The 24,959-nt window shown below is 54.4% G+C and carries 25 protein-coding genes; 14 read left to right on the top strand and 11 right to left on the bottom strand.

Annotated features, from left to right (window positions below; translation table 11 throughout):
* Positions 1-2: 2 nt before the first annotated feature.
* Complete coding sequence (locus C3Z11_RS07040) at positions 3-1,820, bottom strand: assimilatory sulfite reductase (NADPH) flavoprotein subunit (RefSeq protein ID WP_106477242.1); 1,818 nt, start codon at positions 1,818-1,820, stop codon at positions 3-5.
* A 450-nt stretch (positions 1,821-2,270) separates the two neighbouring features.
* Here C3Z11_RS07040 and C3Z11_RS07035 point away from each other — a divergent pair, with 450 nt between their 5' ends.
* Both C3Z11_RS07035 and C3Z11_RS07030 read left to right on the top strand, forming a co-directional pair.
* On the top strand, positions 2,271-2,750 hold the full coding sequence (locus C3Z11_RS07035; RefSeq protein WP_106477241.1) for a GNAT family N-acetyltransferase: 480 nt from the start codon (positions 2,271-2,273) through the stop codon (positions 2,748-2,750).
* Positions 2,747-3,262 (top strand): GNAT family N-acetyltransferase, encoded by a 516-nt coding sequence (locus C3Z11_RS07030; protein ID WP_262927282.1) that lies wholly within the window; start codon positions 2,747-2,749, stop codon positions 3,260-3,262. Before C3Z11_RS07035 ends, C3Z11_RS07030 begins: the two co-directional genes overlap by 4 nt.
* Here C3Z11_RS07030 and C3Z11_RS07025 read toward each other — a convergent pair.
* From C3Z11_RS07025 to bioB, 6 genes are read right to left on the bottom strand one after another with little or no spacing between them, the layout of a single operon-like run.
* Complete coding sequence (locus C3Z11_RS07025) at positions 3,259-4,587, bottom strand: adenosylmethionine--8-amino-7-oxononanoate transaminase (RefSeq protein WP_449577910.1); 1,329 nt, start codon at positions 4,585-4,587, stop codon at positions 3,259-3,261. The two genes, C3Z11_RS07030 and C3Z11_RS07025, sit on opposite strands and share 4 nt — an antisense overlap.
* Positions 4,588-4,604: 17 nt before the next feature.
* Positions 4,605-5,327, bottom strand: coding sequence for a dethiobiotin synthase (bioD, locus tag C3Z11_RS07020; RefSeq protein ID WP_106477239.1), 723 nt, complete (start codon positions 5,325-5,327; stop codon positions 4,605-4,607).
* Positions 5,324-6,130, bottom strand: a complete 807-nt coding sequence (bioC, locus tag C3Z11_RS07015; RefSeq protein ID WP_106477238.1) for a malonyl-ACP O-methyltransferase BioC — start codon at positions 6,128-6,130, stop codon at positions 5,324-5,326. The genes bioD and bioC overlap by 4 nt, the downstream gene beginning before the upstream one ends.
* On the bottom strand, positions 6,127-6,888 hold the full coding sequence (locus C3Z11_RS07010) for an alpha/beta fold hydrolase (protein WP_106477237.1): 762 nt from the start codon (positions 6,886-6,888) through the stop codon (positions 6,127-6,129). Before C3Z11_RS07010 ends, bioC begins: the two co-directional genes overlap by 4 nt.
* Complete coding sequence (bioF, locus tag C3Z11_RS07005; protein ID WP_106477236.1) at positions 6,885-8,111, bottom strand: 8-amino-7-oxononanoate synthase; 1,227 nt, start codon at positions 8,109-8,111, stop codon at positions 6,885-6,887. Before bioF ends, C3Z11_RS07010 begins: the two co-directional genes overlap by 4 nt.
* A gap of 3 nt (positions 8,112-8,114) precedes the next feature.
* On the bottom strand, positions 8,115-9,161 hold the full coding sequence (gene bioB, locus C3Z11_RS07000) for a biotin synthase BioB (RefSeq protein WP_106477235.1): 1,047 nt from the start codon (positions 9,159-9,161) through the stop codon (positions 8,115-8,117).
* 234 nt (positions 9,162-9,395) lie between these two features.
* On the opposite strand from bioB, the gene C3Z11_RS06995 reads away from it, so the two are divergent.
* The 5 genes from C3Z11_RS06995 to C3Z11_RS06975 all read left to right on the top strand — a co-directional run bounded on the left by C3Z11_RS06995 (position 9,396) and on the right by C3Z11_RS06975 (position 13,490).
* Entirely contained in the window at positions 9,396-10,103 is a 708-nt protein-coding gene (locus tag C3Z11_RS06995) for an MgtC/SapB family protein (protein ID WP_106477234.1), read from the top strand.
* A 17-nt stretch (positions 10,104-10,120) separates the two neighbouring features.
* Positions 10,121-11,335, top strand: coding sequence for a winged helix-turn-helix domain-containing protein (locus C3Z11_RS06990; protein WP_106477233.1), 1,215 nt, complete (start codon positions 10,121-10,123; stop codon positions 11,333-11,335).
* Between the two features lie 114 nt (positions 11,336-11,449).
* Complete coding sequence (yegS, locus tag C3Z11_RS06985) at positions 11,450-12,343, top strand: lipid kinase YegS (protein WP_262927281.1); 894 nt, start codon at positions 11,450-11,452, stop codon at positions 12,341-12,343.
* A gap of 57 nt (positions 12,344-12,400) precedes the next feature.
* The gene (locus tag C3Z11_RS06980) at positions 12,401-12,838 is read left to right on the top strand and encodes a nucleoside deaminase (protein ID WP_106477232.1); all 438 of its coding nucleotides are present in this window, start codon (positions 12,401-12,403) and stop codon (positions 12,836-12,838) included.
* 169 nt (positions 12,839-13,007) lie between these two features.
* Entirely contained in the window at positions 13,008-13,490 is a 483-nt protein-coding gene (locus tag C3Z11_RS06975; RefSeq protein WP_106477231.1) for a hypothetical protein, read from the top strand.
* Between the two features lie 157 nt (positions 13,491-13,647).
* Here the strand turns inward: C3Z11_RS06975 and C3Z11_RS06970 are convergent, their stop codons facing one another.
* On the bottom strand, positions 13,648-13,854 hold the full coding sequence (locus C3Z11_RS06970; RefSeq protein ID WP_106477230.1) for a cold-shock protein: 207 nt from the start codon (positions 13,852-13,854) through the stop codon (positions 13,648-13,650).
* Between the two features lie 540 nt (positions 13,855-14,394).
* On the opposite strand from C3Z11_RS06970, the gene C3Z11_RS06965 reads away from it, so the two are divergent.
* The 4 genes from C3Z11_RS06965 to C3Z11_RS06950 all read left to right on the top strand — a co-directional run bounded on the left by C3Z11_RS06965 (position 14,395) and on the right by C3Z11_RS06950 (position 17,006).
* Entirely contained in the window at positions 14,395-14,853 is a 459-nt protein-coding gene (locus C3Z11_RS06965) for a GNAT family N-acetyltransferase (protein WP_158700940.1), read from the top strand.
* Between the two features lie 145 nt (positions 14,854-14,998).
* The gene (locus tag C3Z11_RS06960) at positions 14,999-15,367 is read left to right on the top strand and encodes an NINE protein (RefSeq protein WP_106477742.1); all 369 of its coding nucleotides are present in this window, start codon (positions 14,999-15,001) and stop codon (positions 15,365-15,367) included.
* Positions 15,368-15,435: 68 nt separating this feature from the next.
* Positions 15,436-16,383, top strand: a complete 948-nt coding sequence (locus C3Z11_RS06955) for a cation diffusion facilitator family transporter (RefSeq protein WP_106477228.1) — start codon at positions 15,436-15,438, stop codon at positions 16,381-16,383.
* A 38-nt stretch (positions 16,384-16,421) separates the two neighbouring features.
* Entirely contained in the window at positions 16,422-17,006 is a 585-nt protein-coding gene (locus tag C3Z11_RS06950) for an exopolysaccharide biosynthesis protein (RefSeq protein WP_106477227.1), read from the top strand.
* A 91-nt stretch (positions 17,007-17,097) separates the two neighbouring features.
* Here the strand turns inward: C3Z11_RS06950 and C3Z11_RS06945 are convergent, their stop codons facing one another.
* Entirely contained in the window at positions 17,098-19,038 is a 1,941-nt protein-coding gene (locus C3Z11_RS06945) for a transglycosylase SLT domain-containing protein (RefSeq protein ID WP_262927280.1), read from the bottom strand.
* A 161-nt stretch (positions 19,039-19,199) separates the two neighbouring features.
* On the opposite strand from C3Z11_RS06945, the gene C3Z11_RS06940 reads away from it, so the two are divergent.
* The 3 genes from C3Z11_RS06940 to C3Z11_RS06930 all read left to right on the top strand — a co-directional run bounded on the left by C3Z11_RS06940 (position 19,200) and on the right by C3Z11_RS06930 (position 22,613).
* The gene (locus C3Z11_RS06940; protein WP_106477225.1) at positions 19,200-19,523 is read left to right on the top strand and encodes a YkvA family protein; all 324 of its coding nucleotides are present in this window, start codon (positions 19,200-19,202) and stop codon (positions 19,521-19,523) included.
* A gap of 194 nt (positions 19,524-19,717) precedes the next feature.
* Positions 19,718-21,604: a molecular chaperone HtpG gene (gene htpG / locus C3Z11_RS06935; protein ID WP_106477224.1), complete on the top strand. Its 1,887-nt coding sequence runs from the start codon at positions 19,718-19,720 to the stop codon at positions 21,602-21,604.
* A gap of 220 nt (positions 21,605-21,824) precedes the next feature.
* Positions 21,825-22,613 (top strand): protein bax, encoded by a 789-nt coding sequence (locus C3Z11_RS06930; RefSeq protein WP_106477223.1) that lies wholly within the window; start codon positions 21,825-21,827, stop codon positions 22,611-22,613.
* 87 nt (positions 22,614-22,700) lie between these two features.
* Here C3Z11_RS06930 and C3Z11_RS06925 read toward each other — a convergent pair whose 3' ends face one another.
* Positions 22,701-24,116 (bottom strand): ATP-binding protein, encoded by a 1,416-nt coding sequence (locus tag C3Z11_RS06925; protein WP_106477222.1) that lies wholly within the window; start codon positions 24,114-24,116, stop codon positions 22,701-22,703.
* Positions 24,113-24,775: a response regulator gene (locus C3Z11_RS06920; RefSeq protein ID WP_106477221.1), complete on the bottom strand. Its 663-nt coding sequence runs from the start codon at positions 24,773-24,775 to the stop codon at positions 24,113-24,115. Before C3Z11_RS06920 ends, C3Z11_RS06925 begins: the two co-directional genes overlap by 4 nt.
* Positions 24,776-24,959: the final 184 nt, after the last annotated feature.

Genomic DNA, 24,959 nt, shown 5'->3' with positions numbered 1-24,959 from the left:
GATTAATACACGTCCCGCTGGTAGCGCTTGGCTTTCTGCAAGTCGCGGATATAGTCCGCAGCGGCGTCTTCGCTGCGTCCACCCTGTTCACGTACGACATCAATCAACGCCTGATGAACATCGGCAGCCATGCGTTCGCCGTCGCCACAGACATAGAAATGGGCGCCTTCTTCTAACCAGGCATAGATGTCGTGCGCATTTTCGCGCATACGATCCTGAACATAGACCTTTTCCTGCTGGTCACGTGAGAAAGCCACGTCAAGACGGTTGAGCAGGCCTTTTTCACGCCAGTTCAGCCATTCGGTCTGATACAGGAAATCGCTTCTGAAGCGCCGATCACCAAAGAATAGCCAGTTCTTGCCTTCGGCACCCATCTCTTCACGCTCCTGCATGAAGGCGCGGAACGGGGCAACACCCGTGCCTGGCCCAACCATGATGATCGGAGCATTGGAGTCAAAGGGAAGCTTGAAATTCTTGTTACGATCGATATAGATCGGCACGTTGTCGCCTGGTTGGATGCGGTCGGCCAGATAAGTACTGGTTACGCCATTGCGCAGTCGCCCATGTGCTTCGTAGCGCACGATCCCGACGGTCAGATGCACCTCGTCGGGGTTGGCATTGAGGCTTGAGGCGATCGAGTAAAGCCGCGGCGGCAGCTTGCGCAGTGCTCGGGTAAATTCCTGCGCATCGAGCCCCTCGACAGGGAAGTGCTCAAGAACGTCGATGATATGGCGACCGTAAAGCCAGTCACGCAACTCATCGCGAGCATCTTCGCCCAGCAGGCGGCGCAATTCGGCAGCATCCGAGACTTCTGCCCAGTGCTCCAGAAATGGACGTGTCAACGTCGTGACTTCGAACTCAGACAGTAGTGCGTCACGCAACCGCTTGCCTTCGCCAAGATCATGCCCGGCATCCATGCGCAGCGTTTCGATCAGGCTATCAACATAGGCAGGATCGTTCTGCGGCACAACGCCAAGGGCGTCACCAGGCTCGTAGGTCAGTCCCGAGCCTTCAAGTGACAACTCGATATGGCGGGTTTCCTTGTCGGATCCGCGCCCATTGAGGACGACCGCGTCGAGTACTTCAGCCTGGAAAGGATTCTTTTTCGAATACTGAGATGTTTCGGCGGGCACAGCGCCACCTGACATCGCCATGCCGGCGTTTGCCGCGGCATTACTGCCGGCGCCGGAGAGTTCAGCATAACGGTCAAGAACTGACTCAATCCATGCTTCAGCAGGTTCGTCGTAATCGACGTCACAATCCTGACGATCGAAGATACGTTCGGCACCCAGTTCAGCAAAGCGAGCATCGAGATTCTTGCCGACCTGACAGAAGTGTTCGTAGCTGGAGTCACCAAGCGCCAGTACGGAAAAATGCACGCCATCAAGCTTTGGTGCCTTTCGACCGTACATCAATTCATAGAAGCCCTGCGCAGTATCGGGCGGTTCGCCCTCACCTTGCGTGCTCACTACGATCATGAAGTTGGTGACGTTCTTGAAATCCTTCTTGTCGAAGTCGGCCATGTCGGCCACTCGGACGTTGAAGCCGTGCGCACGGGCACGGTCGGCGGCCAGCTCGGCGACGCCTTCGGCGTTACCTGTCTGGCTACCGTAGAGTACGGTGATTTCGGTTACAGCGGTGGATGATGTCTCGACTGGGGTCGATGGAGCAGCGGCAGCGCCGCTGGCATTCATTCCAGCGAGATACCCACTCAACCAAGTCATCTGATTAGCGTTCAGGGTAGCCAATGCTTCATTGAGCTGGCGCGCCTGATCGGCGTTCAAAGGACTGTTGGTATCGAGTAGGGGGCCTTGTGACATCGGGATTTCCTCATCTCGTCCCTGGGCAGGGGAGCATGCTAGCGGTCTACCAAAAGAATTAAAAGGTATAAATTTTAATGTGTATATTACATTAAGGAATTAAGCGACTGACAGGAAAAGGCAATATTTTACACCATCTGCCCGCACCCCTGAACTCTCACCCAGGCTCTTTTGAAGCCGCAATCGGTGAGCGATCTACGCTACGTACCTTTGACGGTCAGGTATTGCCCGTTAACCATGCGGCGTAGTTGATATAGCCTGAGCATGGCACAAGCAGCAAACCGCAAATTTAACATACCTTCCGCCAGCGTTCTTTATCCGATCAAGCTTAATGGCAGCAATTGGCACGTTAGTTAATAGATAAATTTTTTATACCGTTATCTTGTGTTTTAAATAAAAGGTATCAAAATCAAACATTGATGACAAAGTAATAAGAAGAGGCAAAGCCCTGTGAATGAGGTCGTCAGGCTGACGCCGGAACACGATGCGTTACCAGTATTAGCCCACTGGCATTTCGTTCAATGGGGTTATCTGCGTCCCGGCACCAATTGTACGTTGACATTGGCCGAACTACGTCGTGAATGCACGTCACAAGTAGTTCCTTCTACCTATGCGGCCATGATCGACGGACAGCCAGTGGGCAGCGTTCAGCTGCTTGCCTACGACATGGATCTGCGCCCCGAGTGGTCGCCGTGGCTGGCGTCGGTGTTTGTGGTACCCCAATACCGACGGCGCGGCATTGCCTCACAGCTGGTACGTCATGCTGAAAAGGTGGCGTTCTCGACTGGCATCGATACGCTTTATCTCTACACGCCTGACCAGCAGACTCTCTATGAGCGGCTCGGCTGGAGGCGTCTGGAGAATGTTGGCTGGTGCGGTGAGCGCGTGACCGTCATGGTCAAGCAGAGCCGCCAAGGAGAGCAACCATGACCGATGCCTGCGGTGATGCAATGAAGATCGTACGGCTGACGCCTGATCACCCTGCGCTGCCGGTTATTGCGCAGTGGCATTTCACTCAGTGGGGTCACTTGCGTGCCAATGACAGCGAGGCAGCTGTACTGGAGCGGCTGTGTGCGGCCTGCACATCAACCGCTGTGCCTTCGACCTACGTAGCGCTATACGGCGAGACGCCAGTGGGCACGGCCAGGTTAATCGAATACGACATGCCTGATATGCCGCGCCGTACGCCGTGGCTGGCGGCGGTGATCGTCGCGCCGAAGTATCGCCGTCGTGGCATCGCCTCGCGGCTGGTACGCCATGTCGAACAGGTCGCTTTCGCTGCCGGCTACGTGGCGCTTTATCTCTACACACCCGATCAGCAGCGTCTTTATGCTCGACTTGGCTGGCAACAGCTCGAAGAGGACGATTATCGCGGCCAGCGGGTCACCGTCATGCGTCAGCTGGCGCCACATCTCGAGGCGAAGCGTCAAGCGGCGGGCTAGTCGCGCGTGGCGATATCGAGACCCTCGCTGGTGACCTCGGCGAGAAAGTCGATCTCGTCGTGCTCGATTACATAGGGTGGCATCCAGTAGATCACATTACCCAGCGGGCGCAGCAGCGCGCCGCGCGACATGGCGTGCTCGAAGACTCTGAGGCCACGTCGTTCCTGCCAGGGGTAGGGCGTCTGGTTGACCTTGTCCTTGACCATCTCGATGGCCACCACCATGCCGGTCTGACGCACATCGCCAACCTGTGGATGATCTCGAAACCCGCTGGTGACACGCTCGATATGATCGCTCTTGGCGCGGTTGGCGTTGATCACATCGTCCTGTTCGAAGATATCGAGGGTTGCCAGCGCCGCCGCACAGGCAAGCGGGTTGCCGGTGTAGCTGTGTGAATGGAGGAAGGCGCGCAGAGTGGTGTAATCATCGTAGAAGGCGTTGTAAATCTCATCGGTGGTCATCACCACCGACAGCGGCAGGTAGCCGCCGGTTAATGCCTTCGACAGACACAGGAAGTCGGGGCGGATGGCGGCCTGCTCGCAGGCGAACATCGTGCCGGTACGACCGAAACCGACCGCGATCTCGTCGAGAATCAGATGCACGCCGTAGCGGTCGCAGGCCTCGCGCAGCAGTGTGAGATAGAGTGGCGGATACATGCGCATACCGCCGGCACACTGGATCAGCGGCTCGACGATCACCGCGGCGAGCTCGTGATGATGACGGGCCAGCGCCTCTTCCATATGGGCGAACATGGCGCGGGCGTGAGCATCCCACTGTTCGCGCGGCAGGCCGTAGCAGTCCGGCGCGGGTACCTTGAGTACGTCGAGCAGCAGCGACTGATAGGTTGCGGTATAGAGTGCGACGTCGCCGACCGCCAAAGCGCCGAGCGTCTCGCCGTGATAGCCATTGGTGATGGTCAGAAAGCGCTTCTTTTCGTCGCGCCCGACGTTGCGCCAGTAGTGATAGCTCATCTTCAGCGCCACTTCGATCGCCGACGAGCCGTTATCGGCGTAGAAGCAGTGCCCGAGCCCGTCGGGAGCGAGCCGGCCGAGACGCTCGGACAGCTCGACAACCGGCTGATGGGTGAATCCCGACAGGATTACGTGCTCCAGGGTGTCGAGCTGTTCGTGGATACGCGCGTTAATGCGTTCATTGGCGTGGCCGAAGATGTTGACCCACCATGAGCTGACCGCATCGAGGTAACGATTGCCTTCAAAATCCTCAAGCCACACGCCCTTGCCGCGTTTGATCGGTGTAACCGGCAGGGTTTCGTGGTCCTTCATCTGTGTGCAGGGATGCCAGAGGCTGGCAAGGTCGCGCTGCATCCAATGGGCATTGGTCGTCATGATTTCTCCGTGAGCGTCGTGGTAGTACGGTTCTCGCCCAGTAGCACATCGAGTGTCAGATAGGATGCGATGGCGTCAGACGCCGGCGCTGGTAAGTGGGGCACGACGCCGAGGCACGGTGCCGGTAACCAGTGATCGAGCGAAGCCAGATTGTCATCGAGACGCGCGGTATGCGGCTCGATCACGTTGCCTACCCAGCCGGCCAGTTCGAGGCCGTCATGCGCGATCGCCTCGGCTGTCAGCCGCGCGTGGTTCAGGCAGCCAAGCCGCACACCGACAACCAGAATGACCGGCAGCTTCAGAACATTGGCGAGATCGGACAGCGACTCGGTATCGTTGAGCGGCACACGCCAACCGCCAGCGCCTTCGATCAGGGTGAAGTCTCTTTGATGGTCCATTAAGGTGCGCATCTGGACGGAGAGATTCTCTACCGTCAGCGCCACCCCAGCTTCTCTGGCAGCGAGATGCGGGGCGATAGCGGGGGCGAGAGCGATGGGGTTGAGCGCGGCGTAATCGAGCGCGGGGTGACATTCAGCCTGCAGCGCAAGGGCGTCATCGTTGCGCAGACCTGCAGGCGTTACGGCGCTGCCGGAGGCGACCGGCTTGCCGGCAGCGGTGGTTAGGCTACGTATGCGAGCAGCATGGAGTAACGCACAGGCGATGCGGGTCTTGCCAGCATCGGTGTCGGTTCCGGTAATAAAGAAAACATGTGAAGTCATGGTGAAGGTTTCAGCGGTTTTTTTAATAACAGGTAGCAGGCGTGATAAGTCGTGGGCAGTCCGGCCGGGGTGCGAAGCGGTTCGTAGCCTTTACGCAGGCACATCAGCCGCTGGCGTCCGGTCAGGCCGGGCGTGCGGCCGGCGTTGATGTTGTGAGCGCCGATCGCTTTCAGCTCACGCATCATCGCCTCAGGCGTGGCGTGATGAATGACATGGCGCTGGTATTGGTGCATCACAGGCGTTAGTGATGAGCATGCCACGCTCGCCTCGATCGTCTCACGGCTCAGGAACTCATTGACGTGTACGAATGGGTCGATATCTTGCCACAGCGCTTTTAATTCATGCAGTGTGCCATCGCCCAGCGTGGTGAACGCCAGCCAGCCGCCAGGCCGCAGCACGCGGGCTGCTTCGGCAAGAAATACATCCAGTCCCGCGCACCACTGCACGGCCAGACTTGAGAAAACTAGCCCCATGCTTTCGGCTGCGAGCGGCAGGCGTTCGGCGTCGCCCTGCAGCCATGTCGTCGCTTCGGAAGTATGCTGGCGCGCGTGAGTCAACATGCCATGGGCCAGATCGAGCCCCAACATGGCAGCACCGGGAAAACGTTCGGCCAGTTGACGGGTAAAGTAGCCTGTGCCGCAACCGACATCGAGCACGCGTGCGGGAGCGAGTCCGACCGGCAGCCGCTCCATGAGGGCATGGCCGATGGTGCGCTGCAGGTGGGCGGCATCGTCATAAGTCGTCGCCGCGCGCGAGAAAGATGCCGCGACGCGGCGTTTGTCGACACTGATGATGCCGTTCATGGTCTGCCCGTCGCAGGTAAGTTCGATACTTGGCGGTGACGGGTAATGAAGTCGACAATCAAACCGGCCGTTTCGGCGCTGCGCTCGATAGGGAAGCCGTGACCGCTGTCATCAATCAAATGTGTTTCCCCTGCTGAACCGAGCAGTGCTGCAATGGCATCACGGGAGGTGGCGGGCACCAGCATGTCGTGCTCACCGAAGAGATAGCACTGTGGCTGGGTGATCGTGGCGATCGCATCAAGCAGTTCCAGCTTGCCGAGCAGCGCCAGGCTCGCCGAGGCCTGGTCGAACGGTGTGTTGAGCAGCGCAGCGAACAGGCGCTTGCCGAGGTGGCGGCCATCATGACCGCCCTGGGCAGTCAGCAATGCAAAGCGCTTGAGCGTTGCCTGCGGTGTATGGGCGAAGCTTGACGTAAACGAGTCGAACGTCTCGCGTACCATCGCGCTTACCCAGCGTGGTTGGGCAACGAAACTGGCATTGACCCCGAGCGCAACCAGCCCGCGAGCGCGTGAACCCCGGCGCGCTGCAAGCGCCGTAGCGAGCATGCCGCCCAACGACCAGCCGCCGAGCCAGACGTCGTCGGGCAGGGCATCATCAAGGGTGGCAAGCCAGGTCGAAACGTTACTGGTAGTGAGCGGCGGATAGGCATGACATTCGACGTCAAGCCACGGTGCCTGCGTACGCAAGTCGTTGATCAATGGTTCAAGCGGTGGGCAGCCCAGCGCCCAGCCGGGAAGCAAAATCAGGCGTTCATTCATGAGATTTCCTGATCGGTCGAAGACAATGAGTGCGGATAAATTTCGCCATTAGTCATCAGGCGATGCCAGTGCATCACCAAGACATCAAGCAATCGATCGATATCAGCATAAGTGTGGGCGCTGGAAAGCGAGATGCGTAAACGTGCGCTGCCCTCGGGTACGGTCGGTGGCCGTATTGCACCGACCAGGATACCGTCGCCTTCCAACGCCCGGGCCAGCGTCAGCATGGCAGCGTCATGGCCAATGAGTAGCGGCTGGATTGGCGTGGGTGATGTCATCAGTGGTAGGCCGAGGTGATGCGCGCCGCGTCTGAAATAGGCGATCAAATCGTGTAAATGATGGCGTCGCCCAGGCTCCTGACGGACGATCTCAAGGCTTACAAGCGTTGCCCAGGCCAATGCCGGCGACAGGCTGGTGGTATAAACGTAGGGGCGCGCGAATTGAATCAACCCTTCAATCAACGTGTCGCTACCGGCCACGAACGCGCCCTGAGTGCCTAACGCCTTGCCGAGCGTGCCGACCAGCACTGGGACGTCATTTTGATCGAGGCCGGCCTGTTCGAGGCTGCCGCCACCGTGGTCGCCGAGCACGCCGAGGCCGTGCGCGTCATCGATCATCAAGTCAGCTTGGTGGCAGCGGCAGGCGTCGCTGAGCGCGGCTAGCGGGGCAATATCACCATCCATGCTGAATACGCCATCGCTAACCACCAACGTCGTTTTGTCGTCGCTGCTGTTGGTCAGCAGCGTTGCAAGATGGGCTGCGTCGCCATGGCGATAGCGGGCGAAGCGAGCGCCAGCCAGCTGTGCGCCATCGAGCAGCGAGGCGTGATTGAGACGGTCATGCAGTACTCGGTCGCCGCGTTCAACCAACGCACCGATCGCGCCTAGATTGGCCTGATAGCCACTCGAAAATAAAAGTGCCCGTGAACGTCCGGTCAGCTCGGCCAAGGCATGTTCCAGCCGCTCATGGGCCTCGCTGTGGCCGTTAACCACGTGCGATGCTCCACCGCCGACGCCGAAGCGGCGCGCGCCTTCGGCTAATGCCTCGGCCAGACGTGGATCAGCAGCCAAGCCGAGATAGTCGTTACTGCAGAAAGCGAGCACGTCACGACCATCGATACGACAGCACGGCGCCTGCGGCGTTTGCAGCAAACGGCGCTGGCGGTAGCGTTGGCGCGCGTGGCGTCCGTCCAGACGGGCTCTCAGTTTTTCTTCTATTATCATTGTTCAGTGCGGCATCGTGGCATCAGTGGCCAGCGCCGGCATGCGCTGTTCGGCCAAGGTCTGGTCGATGGCAGCGGCATAGGTGGCGTCGTCAAAATCCTCGCGGGTCTCGGGGTGCAGGCCGAGACGCTCGAACAGGGCGCGGTCGTGTGCGGCCTGTGGGTTATCTGCCGTCAACAGGCGTTCGCCGTAGAAGATAGAGTTAGCGCCGGCGAAGAAGGCCAGCGCCTGCATCTCATCGCTCATGTCCTCGCGACCCGCCGCCAGACGCACGTGAGATCCCGGCATCAGAATGCGCGCTGCGGCGAGAGTGCGGATGAATTCGATCGGGTCGATGTCGTCGACATGTTCCAGCGGCGTGCCCTTGATGCGGATCAGCATGTTGATTGGCACGCTCTCGGGGTGCTCGGGCAGGGTAGCGAGCTGGTGGAGCAATCCGGCGCGATCGTCGGCCGACTCGCCCATGCCGAGGATGCCGCCGCAACAGATTTTCATGCCGGCGTCGCGTACGTGGGCCAGTGTTTCGAGCCGGTCGGCATAGGTGCGGGTGGTGATGATTTCGCCGTAGTATTCCGGTGAAGTGTCGAGGTTGTGGTTGTAGTAGTCGAGCCCGGCTTCGGCCAGCGCACGGCTTTGCGTCTCGCTGAGCTTACCTAATGTCATGCAGGTTTCGAGCCCCAGTGCCTTGACGCCTTTGATCATCTCTATCACGTAGGGCATGTCCTTGGTACTGGGATACTTCCAGGCCGCTCCCATACAGAAACGCGTTGCGCCGACCTGCTTGGCCTTGACTGCTTCCTCCAGCACGCGTTCAACCTTGAGCAACTTCTCCTTTTCGAGCCCGGTGTTGTAGTGGCCTGATTGAGGACAGTACTTGCAGTCCTCCGGGCACGCGCCGGTCTTGATCGATAAGAGGGTCGAAACCTGGACGGCGTTAGGATCGAAATGCTGACGATGCACACTCTGAGCGCGAAATAATAAATCATTGAAGGGTAGCGCTAGCAGTGCGTTGATTTCCTCGCGCGTCCAGTCATGGCGAATAGTGGTCATGAGCGTCCTGTTAACTTTTTAATAGTTCAAGGTTGATAGTTCATGACCTTACTGCGTGGATGCTTGCTGTCAACCAATTTTTAACAATTAGGTTTACAGCCATGACGAGATCCGGTCGCTAATGGCACAGGCCGACATATCTGTAGTCACGATTGAAACGCGCTAATCTAATAAACGAAAGATCATTGCGTTAGGTCGAGATAACTGCGATTTGAACAAGGATAGTGACGCCGAATGGATACACTTTTAGATAGCGAAAATGTCATGATTGTCATTCATCTGGCGGCCGCATGGGTGGCCGGTAGCTTGATCGGGTTGGAGCGTAGTTTCCATGGCCGGCCGGCTGGCTTTCGTACTCATGCGTTGGTTTGTGTGTCTTCAGCGTTATTGTCATTGGTGATGACGTATCAATGGCAATGGCTGGGTAATGATGTCCCGGTGGAGACGATAAGGACCGACCCGACGCGTGTGGCTCAGGGCATCATGACCGGGATCGGCTTTTTAGGTGCAGGGGTTATCTTAAAGGAAGGGTTGTCGGTACGCGGGCTGACTACGGCTGCGTCAATCTGGATGACCGCCTCGATTGGCATCCTCTACGGCGTAGGCTTTTGGTTTCCCGCGGTGTTGAGCACGATCGTCACTTTGATAACTCTGGCGCTGTTTCGGCAGATCGAAGCGCATATGCATAGCCAGGTATTTGCCACGCACACGCTGCGTTTCCCCAATCAGCAGGTACCGGACGAAGCCTTTGTGCGCACATTGATGGCAGAGCATGACTTCAAGATCATGAGCATGAGCTATCACATGAGCCACAGTTCCGAGACCTTTGAATATCAAATGATGCTGCGTACGTATCATCGTGACAATTTGACGCGGCTAAGCAAACGGCTGATAACACTGGAAGGTTTGGCCGGCTTCCGCCTGGCGCCCGTCTCGGGGTGAGGTGCTACGCTTGATTCATGATTTTTCCTACCCATAGTCTTTCCCAGGCCGAGGCGCGGCGTATTGCGCTGGCGGCGCAGGGATTCGCCAATCCGCCTCCGGCTGCCGTCGATGAGCGTGCGGTTGAGCAGGCATTCGCTCATATCAAGCTGGTGCAGATCGACTCGGTCAACGTGCTGGTGCGTTCGCATTATCTGCCGTTGATGGCTCGGTTAGGGCCTTATGCTACCGAACTTATCGATCATCTCGCTTACGGCGAAAATCGCCGTTTATTTGAATACTGGGGGCATGAAGCCTCACTTATTCCCGTTGAGTTCTTCCCCCTGTTGCGCTGGCGGATGGAGCGTGCGGCGCGCGGAGAGGGTATTTACAGCCGGCTGGCCCGTTTCGCTGAGGAAAGAGGCGATTATATCGAGTCAGTATTTGATGAACTTGTAAGGCGAGGCCCATTGTCGGCACGTGAGCTGAGCTCGGGTGGGCCAGGGCGCGGCAGTTGGTGGGGATGGAGCGACGGTAAGCGGGCGCTGGAATATCTGTTCTGGGCCGGACGAGTGACGACTGCGTATCGGCGCGGATTCGAGCGGGTCTATGAGCTTACCGAGCGGGTCTTGCCACAGCATGTACTGGCGGCTAAACCGCATGATGAGGCTACGGCCCAACGCGAACTGATGCGTCATGCCAGTAAAGCGTTAGGTGTCGCGAGCGAACTCGATTTGCGTGACTATTTTCGTCTTTCGGCGTGTGAAGCCAAACGATGCCTTCATGAGCTGATCGAAGACGGGGCGCTTACGCCTGTTGAGATTGAAGGCTGGTCGAGTGCGGGCTACTTAGCCGCTGAGGCACGATCACCTAAGTCGATCGATGCAGAAGCTCTGTTGTCACCCTTTGACTCGCTGGTCTGGCAGCGTCAGCGCAATGAGCGCCTGTTCAACTTTCACTACCGTCTGGAGTTCTATGTGCCGGCTGCCAAGCGTCGCTATGGCTATTATGTCCTGCCGGTTTTATCTGGAGAAAACTTGGTTGGCCGTGTTGATCTCAAGGCAGATCGTCAGGCACGTACGCTAAGGGTTATTTCGCTGCATGCCGAGAATGGAGTTGATGATACAAGGCTTACAGAGGTGCTGGCACGTCTGTTGATCCCCTTAATGGCCTGGTTGAAACTTGATCGTATTAATGTCGTTCCGGGCGGTGCCTTGGCTGCATTGATCAAGCACCATTGCCCTGACCGGTAATGTTTTTTAGCGGGCAATGACGTATCGTTACACTTAACACAGGCAAACTTTTGGAAACTGGAAGCGCGTTTTCGTTTCCCTGTTTCATATGATGTTTCAAAGAGGAAGCGGCGCGTGACCATACGTCTTATTCTCAACGGTAAATCCGCTGGAGAACCTGAAGTCCGTGAAGCGGTAAAATGTATTCGTCACGGTGACGTAGACCTTGAGGTAAGGGTTACTTGGGAAGACGGGGACGTGATTCGTTTCATTGAAGAAACGCACGGTAGCGGTATCGAGCGTATTGTTGTTGGCGGGGGAGACGGTACCGTACATGAGGCTGTTAATGGACTGCTGAAGCTTGATCCTGAGCGCCGTCCTACATTAGGCATCATCCCCCTTGGTACGGCCAACGATTTCGCTAGAAGCGCGGGGATCCCGCTCGACCCGGGTGAAGCATTGCAACTGGCGATAAGTGGCGAGGCGCATTGTGTCGATGTGGGCTGCCTGAATGGCATCGCATTTCTCAATATGGCCTCAGGAGGATTCGGTGCCAAAGTAACCGCCTCGACCCCCTCTGGCCTTAAGAAGTTGCTAGGAGGTGGCGCTTACTCATTAGTGGGTGCCATGCATGCCTGGCGCTTCCAACCGTTTTCGGGACGTTTAGAGCTAACCGATATCAAGCAGTCATGCTCTCTGATCGTCTTGGCGATAGGCAATGGTCGTCAGGCCGGTGGCGGGCAGGAGTTGACGCCTCATGCCAAGATCAATGATGGTCTGCTTGATGTCATGGTAGTCGAGGCGTTTAGTCTTGCTGACATCGGACAGGCCGTCAGAGAGCTGGATCGGTTGGAGGGGCAGGGCCGCTTCGTACGGTATTTTCAGGTGCCTTGGGTCAACTTTGAAAGCGATAAGCCTTTGCCGATTAATCTGGACGGCGAAGAACATGAATTCGAGCATATTCATATCGAATGTATCCCTGGGGCAATTTCACTTGTGCTGCCGTCGCCGTGCGACTTGTTGAGCTAGGGATTACATTTAATCCGATACATTCTTTTTGGGTTTATAAGCGAGCAGGAGTAGGACATGGATGATTTTATGCGTGCAGCTTTTGAACAAGCACAGAAAAGCTTCGATGAAGGGGGCATCCCGATCGGTTCGGTCATCGTCCATGAGGGTTCGATTATCGGGCGTGGGCATAACCGCCGCGTTCAAAAAGGCAGTGCAACTCTCCATGGTGAGATTGACGCCTTGGAAAATGCAGGCCGTCTAGCCGCAAGTGTTTATCGTGAGAGCGTGTTGTATACCACGCTGTCACCCTGCCCGATGTGCTCCGGAGCGATAGAGCTATATGGCTTCAAAAAAATAGTGGTAGGTGAAAACCAGAATTTCATGGGCGCCGAAGATCACCTTCGCAGCAAGGGCGTAGAGGTGGAAGTAATACACAGTGCCGAGTGTACGGAGCTTATGGCGCGGTTCATCCAGGAAAAGCCTGAACTATGGTATGAAGATATTGGGCAATAACTGTTGAGCGCTGGCTTTCTTTATTCGCTTAATCACCTTTCATTGGCTAGTGTGCTTATAGAGGCAATTATTGTTTAACAGTCATGCGAGAGCTAAATCATTACGGTTATTTAGCATTTAAGGAAAAGAGTGATTCGTACAGATAGCTCATTAAGCATGGAGGTGGCGAATGAGTAAAAAAATTCTGACAATTTCTGGTTTGATGGTTGCGATGAGTTTGGGATTGTCCGCTTGCGGGGGCGATGATGCCGACGATATGCAGGAGCAGGCACCGTCAGGAAGTGCAACGCAGCAGGAATCTGAGCAATCTACAGTTGACGGCGCAGCTGAACAGGCAAAGCAGGCCCATCAAAACGCGCAAAACATGAATAATGCTGGTGCGGGTACCACTGACTCTACATCACCGGCGGGGGCAAGTACTGCTGATCCCCAGGCAGGCACTATGGAAGAGAATTCTCAAGGTTCGACGGGGAGTTCAACGACAAGTGCGACAGCAGGCGGTAGTGTAAGTGAAGGCGAGGCTCAATCGGTGCCCGAAGATGATGTACGTGCCAATAATGGCACTTCCAATACTATGAGCCGGGCTGAACACGCCGAACAGATGAATAATCCTGCCAATAATACGGGTGGCAAGAGCGACAGCCAGCAATAAGTACAAGGCTATACAATCAATTCAAGCCTCTTATAATTAATTATAAGGGGCTTTTGTATATCTAAAATATGAGTAAAAACTAAATAAGTTATTAAGATAATAGTCATAGAAAAGCCCGCTCCAAGGCGGGCTTTTACGTCATCAACGCATTCTGGAATTAGTTGACGAGTTTGATATTTGCGGCCTGAAGACCTTTCTTGCCTTGAGTTACTTCAAAGGACACTTTCTGACCGTCCTGAAGTGACTTGAAGCCATCAGCCTGAATTTCGGAGAAATGTGCGAAGAGGTCATCGCCACCATCATCAGGAGAGATGAAGCCGTAGCCTTTAGTGTCGTTGAACCACTTGACAGTACCAGTTGCCATGTCGATTTCCTTGCAAACTAATAATGATGAGCCGTAGGCCCGATAATGCGTTGGGCTTACTGGGGAATGACGCTCGGAAATCGAAAATTCGACCGCTACTTACGACATTCTACCTGCAAACCTACGCGTGCAGCATTCGCCACGTAGTTTGGGTCGTCCGACGTGATTTATGACGCCCATGCGTGTACGTACTATGCTGGCAAGAGCAAACATAGAGCGAAAAGCAGTGCAGGTCTAGAATGTTGATGTGGTAAAAGCCGATACTGCACATATTTGGTTTTATCTATGGACAAAGCGTTATCAATATACTGACAAACCATGCAGTTTTATAGACTAAAGTTGAATATTTATTGATGCCAATTAAAAAATAACGCGTCTGGAAAAGCCCATCATCGCGGAGCGATCAATACCGGAGAGAGTAATCCTTCTGTATTTTAAATAAAAATTCATCAATGAGCGCGCTTGTTCGTTGCGCTTAATGAAAAGTGAACAATCAAAAGCGGCAGTATTGTTGAGAAGCCTATGAATATAGAGCGTGTTATGGATGACATAATTCTGCCGAAAGATTGGCGGTGGGCAACGCAAGAGAATGATGTTGTTTTTGCTAGAACATTAATTCGTCAGACGATGTCACCGTATTGGCGTCGTCGCGGCATGGTTTTCAATACCACGTTATTTATGCGCCAGTGGGTCAAGCTGACGGCAGCTATTATTGAGCGTGATGAAACCGCGGTAGGGGTAATTGCTTGGGAAAATGAGCCTCGCGTTGCTTACTTGCGAGAATTCCATCTTGTCGAGAGCTATCGTGGACAAGGCTTGGGCATGCAGGTATTACAAGACTGGATTAATCTCCAACAGAATCAAGGTGTCGAGACGATGTATCTGAAAGTCTTTGCTGATAATCCTGCTCGACGTCTTTATGAAAGGGTAGGGTTTCGACACGCAAAGAACTTCGAAGAGATTGATGGTTTACTGGGCATGCAACGCAACCATGCTTGAGCTTTATGTTGACCGCCTCCATTATCATTCTTTCAGTTGCTATGGTTACGCTTTGTAAAAACACCCATAGCGGTATGTTTAGAGGTTAGGAGAGCTTTTCTTGAGCGATAGTATCAGTGTCTCTAATGACACCCATAGCAAGCTGATGGGATATATTCTGTGGATACTCGGTTTCACCGGGGCACACCGCTTTTATTATGGTAAGCCCGTGACTGGAACCATCTGGTTTTTCACCTTTGGCTTGTTTGGTATCGGCTGGTTGATTGACCTGTTCCTTATTCCTTCCATGGATCGTGAGGCCGATTTGCGCTTTCGTGCCGGCAGCACAGACTATTCAGTGTCCTGGATACTGCTTACCTTCCTGGGCTTGTTCGGAGTGCATCGGATGTACATGGGGAAATGGATAACAGGCGTTATCTATCTCTTCACAGGTGGTCTATTTTTAATAGGCATTCTCTACGATTTCTGGACATTGAATGACCAGATATCGCTAAAGAATACGCGTCGTGACTGAAGGAACCGTATGGATACGCTGGCCTTCAGGGATATAACCAAACTTAAAATTTCAAGGATGAACATCTTATGGCCTCGGAGTCCAAGGGCGTTATTTTCGCGGCAATGGGCGGAAACCTGCTTGTAGCTGTTACGAAGTTTGTAGCTGCAGGTATGACGGGCAGTTCCGCGATGCTTTCCGAAGGTATTCACTCCGTTGTGGATACCGGTAATCAGGTGCTGCTGTTATTGGGCATGCATCGCGCTAAACGCCCTGCCAGTCCACAGTTTCCTTTCGGCCATGGCAAGGAGGTCTACTTCTGGAGCTTCGTGGTGGCTCTGTTGATCTTTGCCATTGGGTCGGGGGTGTCACTTTATGAAGGTGTGATACACATTCTTGACCCCGAACCGATAACGTCACCCCTGGTGAATTACATTGTTCTGGGACTGGGTATTCTGTTCGAAGGGGCTTCCTGGGCCTTTGCCTTGAATCAGTTTCGCAAGACAAAGGGAAAATGGGGTTATGTCGAAGCGGTTCATCGTGCCAAAGATCCTTCCATGTTTGTCGTAGTGTTTGAGGACTCGGCAGCATTGTTGGGCTTGTTAGTGGCCTTGCTGGGCGTTTTTCTCAGCCAGTGGACAGGTAATCCGTTATTCGATGGCCTTGCTTCGGTAGTGATTGGCTTGATCCTCGGCGGAACAGCCATCTGGCTGGCGATTGAAACCAAAGGGCTTTTGATTGGTGAAAGTGCTAACCAGCGTGTTGTTGAAGGTATCCGTACTTCTGCTGGCAAGGCCGAGGGTGTCGAGAAGGTCAATGAAGTGTTGACCATGCACATGGGGCCCAACTTCATTCTTGTAAATCTAAGTGTCCGTTTTGCCCGCAGTACTACTGCCGAGCGTATCGAGCACTCGATTGTTGAACTCGATCGAGCCATCAAACAGGCCTATCCTGATGTGAAACGTATATTTGTCGAAGCAGAATCACGGGCAGGTGTTGATACTACTGGTATGGAACCGAGCGCAGATAGCCGCTAGCGTATTGACAACAAAACTACACTAATCAGGGATAAATTGTGAGTAGAGAGCGTGCCAATCTGACTAGCCTTCTTGACCAGCTTGAAGATAGTGTCGAAGGAAAGAAGGTGACCCTCGGTGAGGTTATCGATATTTTTGAAGCCCGAGGTTTTGGGCCGCTCTTGATTATCCCCGGATTAATTGCAGCTATACCGCCTATTGGTGCCATTCCTGGTGTGCCTAGCACGTGCGGTATATTGATCGCGTTGATTGCCGTGCAACTTATCTTCGGGCGCAAGTCGCCATGGTTGCCTTCAAAACTCAGTAACGTTTCCTTCAGCCGTGACAAGCTGAAACGTTTTACGGGTAAGGCTAAGCGAGTTACGAAATGGGTGGATAAATTACTGAAGCCTCGTTTCAAGGGGCTTACGCATGAAGCGGCTAAAAAAGTGATTGCGTTTATCGCTGTCCTGCTGGGCTTGTCGATGATTCCACTGGAGCTAGTCCCTTTTGCCGGCGCGATTCCGGCCTCGACGCTGGTTCTGCTGGGCTTGGGGCTGACAGCCGAAGACGGTCTGCTAATCGTCATTGGTTTTTGTGTCGCCTTGTTCGGTTTTGGCGGCGTCCTTTTCGGGGTGATATAGCGCAGTGATGATGTCATTGCCAAAAGGCATCGTATAAAGGGCGCGCCTGTAAGCGCGCCCTTTATATTAGTGCGGTCAGCTACTTCAATCGTTAGTTCTTGAGTGAGCTGTTGTAAGCGCGATCTCGCTCGCTATCATTTAGCATCGCCACTGCCTGCGTTTCTCCTCGTGATAGGCTGTCAAAAATGGCACGATACGACAGCACCGCCTGAACATATTCTCGTGTCTCGCGATAGGGAATGCTTTCGACAAACAGATCAAATGGCTGATCGTTCTGGGCGAGCCAACGATCGACACGCCCCGGGCCAGCATTATAAGCGGCGGCTGCGGCGATGCGATTGCCCTGGTAGCGATCAAGCATGGACTTGATATAGGCGCTACCCAGGCGAATATTTATCTCGGCATTGTCCAGGCTGCCTTCACCGTCATAAGGTATGGACTCCTTCTGACTGACATGTCGTGCGGTAGCGGGCATCAGCTGCATTAAGCCGCGTGCGCCCACCGGTGAAACCGCTTGGGTGTTAAACGCGCTTTCACGACGAGCAATCCCCATCAGGAAGTAGGGGTCTACTCCTCGCGCCTGGCCCCATTTAACGAAAAGTGGTTCATAGGCGTGGGGAAACCGCCAGCTCAAGGCGTCCCAGCGCTTGCTCTTGATCGAGGCATAAACCGTCAAGTCATACCACTGCTGAGAGAGGGCGTAAGCAGCCAGAGCCGGAATGTCCTCAGCGCTGCTGCGTCCTACCAGAGCATACCATTCGCTGCGTGCCAGCCCTGGCTCATTTATGCGATAGAGTGCCTTGATGCGGCTTATTACCGGCAGCGCGGCGACGTGTTCTCGCTGTGCATCATTAACGCTGATCACTTCCTGGTTGAGCGCATAAGGCACTTTAAGCTTATCGGCGGCGGCGAAGCCAAAGAAACTGCGCTCATTAGCCGCGGCGGCGTAAGCCTTACGCGCGGTCGTGTCATCGCCAAGCTGTTCAAGCGCGCGTCCCAGCCAGTATTGCCAGTGTGCTTCGGTGCGAATGCTGTTCGGCATACGCCTTACCCAATCGAATACGCCACGCCAGTCACGGCTAGCGAGCGCATTTCGCACACGTAGCTCAAACAGGTCGTCATCATTAAGGCGTGGCAGTACTTGATCGACCCAAGCGCTATTAGCGTCTACATGGCGTACCAGTGAATAGAAGGCTAAATCATGCTCGATGGTATGACGCTGTTCGTCACTGATAGAGGCATTAGCCGAGAGACGTTGCCAGGCAGCCAGCGCAGCCTCGGTATTGGCACGGGTATAGTTATACATGGCAGCGCCGTAGAGCTGTGGTGATGCTTCCCCACCGGGGCCCAACGTTCGGGATATGGCAGTAATATGGGAATAATCATTTTTGAGCAGCTCATAAGCATCAACTGCGTTTGCCCAGTCCGCGCTGAGCTGCTTGGCGAGGTAGTCAGCCAGCCCTGTTTCGTCATTTTCCCAAGCCATCATCATGCGCCGCCAGACATCGGCATCATCAATCTTGCCCAACGTGCGTAACCGATCGAAGAGGGGGTCGCAGGCATCAGGTTGAGATTTACCCACCAGCCATAGCTGCCGGCCTCCCAGTGCTGCGCGCTCGGGGTTCTGGTCAAGTAGCGCCGTATAGTAATAACACTGACGGATGGCGCCGGAGGGTTCTCCGTCGCTGACTGCCAGATAGGCATCGAAACGGTGTGCCTGACCATAGCGAACCTGCGCGACGCTGCGCATCCATTCAGCGAGTGGTGAATCAGCGTAGCGCTTGATAAAGCTTACGATTTCAGCGGGTGCAACTTGCGGCAGGCGATCTTTGAGTTCGTGATATTCGACGTAGCCGACCAGTACGCTATCGTTGATTGAGGCATGGTCGATACGGTTCCAATCTTTCTGGCGCGCAGCATCGAGGGCCTGGCGTAGCGCGCCATCATCGGCGAGTACAGGAAAAGCTGCCACCAACCCAAACGTTACGAGGCCAGCAAGCAGGGTGTTAGAAAATTTCAATCGACGTGTCACCCAATATCTCCTTTCGATGGCCGGGCACGTAAAAACAGTATTGCTGTCATAACTATGTCTGGCGCGCATCCTCGCATTAGGCATGGATGTTTTTATAGTGTCTAAACTTAATGTCATCGCCGAGAATGGCAATCAGCTCATTGTAAAGTAGGGGAACCGTTATGAAGGGTGGAAAAAGACGTAATCTTCTGGGGCTTCTTACCGGAAGAGGGCATGTCATCCTGCGCATTATCAAGGCGCTTAAAACTTTCTTTCCGATGATGCTCGACTGGAAGCGTGGCCGTTATCGGCCCCTGCCGAAAAAAGCGGTAGGGCTGATGGTGCTGGCGGTGCTTTACCTTGTGTCACCGTTTGACCTGATCCCTGATTTTCTTCTGGGCTGGGGATTTATCGATGATGTCCTGATCAGCGGATGGCTGCTGGCCAAGCTGGATGAAGAGCTCGATCCATATCGACAGTGGCGCAAAATGCAAGCGGCCAACTAACAGAGCAGAGCACAAGATAAGGGGGCACTATCGGTCCGTTGATGACAGTGTTGATAAACGATCAACAAATCATCGGACTGAAAGGGCACTCCCTTGAAAAACAAGCGTGATCCCCCATTTAACAGTGGCATGTCCCCAGGCAATTTGAACCGGGGCCGTTATCTCATTATTTATGCCATGAGGGATCAGGACCCATGACGACCGTTGCTCAAGAGCAGACGCTTGGTTTTCAGACCGAGGTCAAGCAACTTCTGCATCTGATGATTCATTCGCTGTACTCGAATCGGGAGATTTTCCTTCGCGAGCTGATTTCAAACGGGGCCGACGCGTGCGACAAGCTGCGTTATCGTGCGCTCGATAACGATAGCCTATATGAAGGCGACTCCGAACTGCGTATCGAAATCGAACACGACCGTGATGCCCGGACAGTGACGATTCGCGACAATGGTATTGGCATGAGCCGTGAGGACGTCATTGCCAACTTGGGTACGATTGCGCGTTCAGGTACGGCAGAGTTCTTGAAGCAGCTTTCAGGTGAGCAGCAGAAGGATGCCAAGCTGATCGGTCAATTCGGCGTTGGTTTTTATTCCGGATTTATCGTTGCCGATGAAGTTGTGGTGCGCACGCGCCTGGCCGGTACGGCACATGATGAGGCGGTGGAGTGGCGCTCCAGAGGCGAGGGTGAATTTACCATCGCCACCATTGATCGGGCCGAGCGTGGCACGGAAATCGTGCTGCATCTCAAAGAAGATGCGCTTGAGTTCGCTGACGATTACCGCCTGAAGGCATTGGTTCGTAAATACTCCGATCACATCGATGTACCGGTGCGCATGCCGGAGAGGAAGGAAGGCGATGAGGCGGAAGTCACGGTTAGTTGGGAAACCGTCAACGAGGCGCAGGCGCTGTGGACGCGTGCCAAGAGCGATGTATCCGATGATGAATACAAGGCCTTTTATAAGCACGTTTCGCACGATTATAGCGACCCGCTAGCCTGGAGCCATAACAAGGTCGAAGGCAAGCTGGAATATACAAGTCTTTTGTATGTGCCGGCGCGTGCGCCATTCGATCTATATCAGCGTGATGGTGCGCGTGGACTCAAACTCTATGTACAACGCGTCTTCATTATTGACGACGCCGAGCAGTTCCTGCCGCTTTATCTGCGCTTCATCAAGGGCGTGATTGATTCCAATGATCTCTCGCTTAACGTCTCGCGTGAAATCCTGCAGCAGGATCCGCAAGTCGAAAAGATGAAAAGTGCACTGACGAAACGTGCACTCGATATGCTCAAGAAGCTGGCCAAGGATGATAACGAAGGTTATCAAAATTTCTGGAATCAGTTTGGTAGCGTATTGAAGGAAGGTCCCGCTGAGGATTTCGCTAACCGCGACAAGATTGCCAGTCTGCTGCGTTTTGCCTCTACCCATACGGACAGTGCTACCCAAAATGTCAGCTTGGCAGATTACGTTGCACGCATGAAGGAAGGGCAGCAGAAGATCTATTACATCATTGCTGACAGTTTCAACGCTGCACGTCATAGCCCGCATCTTGAGATTTTCCGTAAGAAAGGTATTGAGGTTCTCCTGTTATCCGATCGTGTTGATGAGTGGCTGATGAGTCATCTCAATGAGTTCGAAGGCAAAACGTGTGTTGATATCGCCAAAGGCAATCTTGATCTTGGTGAAATCGAGGGCGAGGAAGAAAAGCAGGCCCAGGAAGAAACTGCAAAGGCTAAGGAGGGACTGGTTAACCGTCTGAAGGAGGCGCTTGGCGAGAATGTACAAAGTGTCCGAGTAACGCACCGACTGACGGATTCGCCAGCGTGTGTGGTACTGCCTGAAGATGAAATGGGTTTTCAGATGCGCCGACTAATGGAGGCAGCAGGCCAACCGGTTCCTGAGGTTAAGCCTATTCTTGAAATCAACCCCGAGCATGCGTTGACGAGCCGTCTGGAAGCAAGCGAAGGTGATGGTTTCAACGATCTAGCCCATATCTTGCTTGATCAGGCGATCATTGCCGAAGGCGGTCATCTGGATGATCCCGCCGCCTACGTTAAAAGGCTCAACGCGATGCTTGCAGGCTAATCGTTGCCACTAAGATTGTCGGCCCAGCTTAATGCTGGGCCGATAACGTTTTAGCCCTGTCGCTGCTTGAAAGATGACTAGCCAAGGTAGGCGGCGGAGGTAAGGTTTAGACAATATTGTGCAACAATTCGTATTTTCGCCGAGCGTTGAAACCAATCGCTACCAATCCAGGCAAATTCTGCTAGCCTAGCGATACCTTCTAACCATGAGAACGTAACTCATGACACGATCGTTTCGTCCATTGACGCTCGTGCTAACGTTATTTCTGTCCAGTGCTCCTTTTCAGACGCTTGCCGATCAGACACTTACCGATAAAGTGTTTACCGGGCAAGCGCCTGCTGAACAGTTTCAGATGCCGGACCTACGCGCTCATCCTGCCGGTCCAGAACGCAAGGTCGCCTTTTTCAATCTGCTCATCCCGCTGATTGAACAGGAGAATGCGCGCATTAATGCCGATCGTGAGTGGTTGATGGCCATGCGTGACCACGGTGTCTGGAATAATGGCTCCCGTCAGCGTTTAGCATCTATCTGCAAGGAGTACGGCATTCACTGTGACAGTGAGAATGACGTCAGCTGGAACCGTTTGCTTGCTCGTGTGGATGTACTGCCGATGCAATTGGTACTGATCCAGGCAGTCGAAGAGTCCGGCTGGGGCACTTCCCGTTTTGCCCGTGAGGGTAATAACCTGTTTGGTATTCGTTGTTTTGGTGAAGATTGTGGCATTGGCCAGTTAGGTTCCAGCCGCCGTTACCAGAGCTTTGCCTCTGTACAGGAGGCGCTGCAGGCGTATGTCAATAACATCAATTCTCACAGTGCTTATCAAAAACTACGTGAGCGCCGAGCGGCGTTAAGAGCAAAAGGCCAAGTAGTCACTGCACTTGCCTTGATTCCTGCGCTGGGTAAATACTCTGTGCGGGGTGATGCCTATCTGTCGGCATTACAGTCGTTGCTCGATACCAATGCACCGCTGATCGAACGCCTGCGTGATCAGGACGACGACGCCGTTTAAACAAGCAATACTAATCAATGCCTTACCGCTGCGGCTTTAATGCCGCAGCGTTTTACTTTCTACGCTGTGCCTGCGTCTTTGCTTCCGTTAAGGCGTCGGCCAACAGATTCTTGCGCTGAGGCCGTGCGGAGTGCGATTGATGAGCATCAATGTCGCCTGTTGCCGCCTGGTCAACTCATCCACAATCGCGAGTCCCAATCCGCTACCAGAAATACGCTGTTCGTTGGCACGATGAAAACGCTCCGTCACTCTGTCGATCATGTCCGCGGCGATGCCGGGGCCGTCATCAAGCACACAGAAGGAAGGGCGGCCCTCATAGTGTTCCAGGCGTATTTCGATAGTTCCTCCGTCAGGCGTATAGCGCAGCGCGTTATCGATCAGGTTGCGCAGTAACACGCCGACTTCAATCGGATTGGCGCGGACATGCAATTGTGTCATGCCATCCATCTCCAAGGTTTGCTGACGTGCGTTGGCCAAGGGCCAGAGTTCGCTGGCCAGCTGTAGCGCAATAGGGTAGATGTCGATGGCTTCCATCTGTGTCTTGGGCGCGCGTTCGAGCCGAGCAAGGGTCAGAAGCTGCTCGACCACCCGTTGTAGGCGTTCGATCCCGTAGCGTGCCTTGATTAACGATGGGCGCGACTGCGCCTCACTGGCCTGGGCATTGTCGAGATGAATCTTCAGTGCGGCGAGGGGAGTACGCAGTTCATGTGCGGCATCGGCAGTAAACCGACGCTCTCGTTCAAGTGCCATACGCAAACGGTCAAGAAAAGCGTTCAGGGCGTGCTGCAGGCCGCTGAGCTCAATGGGGGCATCTCCCGCTAGAAGCGACAGATCCTGATCATGGCGTTGCATGACTTGGTGTGACAAGGCATTGATAGGGCGCAAGCCACGTTGGATCACCAGCCAGATCAGAAGGGCAGCAAAAAGCAGGGTGAAGAGATCGGGTATGCTGTTACTCATGGCAATCTTGCTGGCCAGTTCATGCTGAAAATCTTCACGTAGCCCTGTTGAAATCCATATCTGCTCTGACGCATCGTACATGCTGAAGACGCGCCAGCGATCACCGTCATATTCTACCCAGCGGTACCTATGGCCGTCGGGTGTGGGAAAGACGCCAGCATCATTCCATTTGGCGCTTATCATGCGCGGTGAGCCGTCCTTGTTCCAGATGCCCATCGACAGCATGCGCTCTTCGCTGATATAGCGCTTGGGTTCGACAGTACGCTTGAGAGTCTGATCTTCTCCACTGTCACCGGGCATACCGTAATAGCGCGCCTCGTGGTCGGGCAGAGTCAGACGGTCGGCGAGTCTGCGATAGTCTGCGGCGCTCATGTTCTCATCGAGCATGCTGGAAACGATACGCGCCCATTGCGCCAACTGCGCATCAAATATTTCCTCCATCTCATGCTCGGTAATGAAGTATGCAGCAATCAACGACAGGCCAGAGCCGAGGACAAGGATAAGGAGCAATCTGCGAATCAGGTATTGGCGAATCGACCTCATGTCAGGCCATCGTCCAGGCGATAACCGATACCGCGCAGGGTGATGATCAATCTGCTATCGAGCTTCTTGCGCAAGTGATGAATGTGAACTTCAAGCGCATTCGATTCCACTTCATCCTGCCACCCGTATAGCAGCTGCTCCAAGTGAGGGCGTGTGAGCACCTGTCCGGCATTGCTGGCCAGTTCAAGCAGCAAGGCATATTCACGCCGTCCAAGCTTGATGGGCTCGTTGCGCCATACCACTTCATGGCGAGCATCGTCGATGGATAGCGGCCCAACGCTCAGCTTCTGCGTTGCTCTGCCATTGGCACGACGAATGACAACGCGCAGCCGTGCGAGCAGTTCCTGCAGTTCAAAGGGCTTGAGTAAGTAATCATCGGCCCCGGCGTCTAATCCCAGGATGCGGTCTTCAAGGCTGTCTCGGGCGGTGAGGATGATCACGGGCACGCTTAGCTGCTCACGCAAATGCTTGAGTACCTCCATGCCATCCATGCCGGGTAAGCCAAGATCAAGGACAACCGCTGCGAAACTGTCGGTTTCAAGTGCGGTAAGGGCCTGCTTGCCATTCGTTAACCAGTCGACGGTATAGCCTTCGCGCTTGAGTGCTGTTTCTACCCCGTCACCTAAAAGAGGGTCATCTTCCACTAATAAAATACGCATCTTGTCGCCTCTTGGTAAAAGCCACCTTCATAATAACGTGACGATGCGCCAATGCGCGCCGCCAAGCATGAAGAATATGGCTTAACTCCGTATTAACGCGGGGCTACGGCTACTGTTTTAAAATGACGTATTGCACTGTGTATGGATAGCAATGAGCGGACATGGTTAAACTTTTGTCCACATG

It is taken from the genome of Phytohalomonas tamaricis (assembly GCF_003012345.1).
GTDB classification, from domain to species: Bacteria; Pseudomonadota; Gammaproteobacteria; order Pseudomonadales; family Halomonadaceae; genus Phytohalomonas; species Phytohalomonas tamaricis.
Note: the sequence above shows the minus strand (reverse complement) of the source record. Positions and strands in the feature narration are given on the sequence as shown.

Bases quoted from the DNA above. Each gene is read 5' to 3' on its own strand.
- C3Z11_RS07040 (WP_106477242.1), bottom strand. From the start codon at position 1,820: ATGTCACAAGGCCCCCTACTCGATACCAACAGTCCTTTGAACGCCGAT.
- C3Z11_RS07030 (WP_262927282.1), top strand. From the start codon at position 2,747: ATGACCGATGCCTGCGGTGATGCAATGAAGATCGTACGGCTGACGCCT.
- C3Z11_RS07025 (WP_449577910.1), bottom strand. From the start codon at position 4,587: ATGCAGCGCGACCTTGCCAGCCTCTGGCATCCCTGCACACAGATGAAG.
- bioD (WP_106477239.1), bottom strand. From the start codon at position 5,327: ATGACTTCACATGTTTTCTTTATTACCGGAACCGACACCGATGCTGGC.
- bioC (WP_106477238.1), bottom strand. From the start codon at position 6,130: ATGAACGGCATCATCAGTGTCGACAAACGCCGCGTCGCGGCATCTTTC.
- C3Z11_RS07010 (WP_106477237.1), bottom strand. From the start codon at position 6,888: ATGAATGAACGCCTGATTTTGCTTCCCGGCTGGGCGCTGGGCTGCCCA.
- bioF (WP_106477236.1), bottom strand. From the start codon at position 8,111: ATGATAATAGAAGAAAAACTGAGAGCCCGTCTGGACGGACGCCACGCG.
- bioB (WP_106477235.1), bottom strand. From the start codon at position 9,161: ATGACCACTATTCGCCATGACTGGACGCGCGAGGAAATCAACGCACTG.
- C3Z11_RS06995 (WP_106477234.1), top strand. From the start codon at position 9,396: ATGGATACACTTTTAGATAGCGAAAATGTCATGATTGTCATTCATCTG.
- C3Z11_RS06990 (WP_106477233.1), top strand. From the start codon at position 10,121: ATGATTTTTCCTACCCATAGTCTTTCCCAGGCCGAGGCGCGGCGTATT.
- C3Z11_RS06980 (WP_106477232.1), top strand. From the start codon at position 12,401: ATGGATGATTTTATGCGTGCAGCTTTTGAACAAGCACAGAAAAGCTTC.
- C3Z11_RS06975 (WP_106477231.1), top strand. From the start codon at position 13,008: ATGAGTAAAAAAATTCTGACAATTTCTGGTTTGATGGTTGCGATGAGT.
- C3Z11_RS06970 (WP_106477230.1), bottom strand. From the start codon at position 13,854: ATGGCAACTGGTACTGTCAAGTGGTTCAACGACACTAAAGGCTACGGC.
- C3Z11_RS06965 (WP_158700940.1), top strand. From the start codon at position 14,395: ATGGATGACATAATTCTGCCGAAAGATTGGCGGTGGGCAACGCAAGAG.
- C3Z11_RS06960 (WP_106477742.1), top strand. From the start codon at position 14,999: ATGGGATATATTCTGTGGATACTCGGTTTCACCGGGGCACACCGCTTT.
- C3Z11_RS06955 (WP_106477228.1), top strand. From the start codon at position 15,436: ATGGCCTCGGAGTCCAAGGGCGTTATTTTCGCGGCAATGGGCGGAAAC.
- C3Z11_RS06940 (WP_106477225.1), top strand. From the start codon at position 19,200: ATGAAGGGTGGAAAAAGACGTAATCTTCTGGGGCTTCTTACCGGAAGA.
- htpG (WP_106477224.1), top strand. From the start codon at position 19,718: ATGACGACCGTTGCTCAAGAGCAGACGCTTGGTTTTCAGACCGAGGTC.
- C3Z11_RS06930 (WP_106477223.1), top strand. From the start codon at position 21,825: ATGACACGATCGTTTCGTCCATTGACGCTCGTGCTAACGTTATTTCTG.
- C3Z11_RS06925 (WP_106477222.1), bottom strand. From the start codon at position 24,116: ATGAGGTCGATTCGCCAATACCTGATTCGCAGATTGCTCCTTATCCTT.
- C3Z11_RS06920 (WP_106477221.1), bottom strand. From the start codon at position 24,775: ATGCGTATTTTATTAGTGGAAGATGACCCTCTTTTAGGTGACGGGGTA.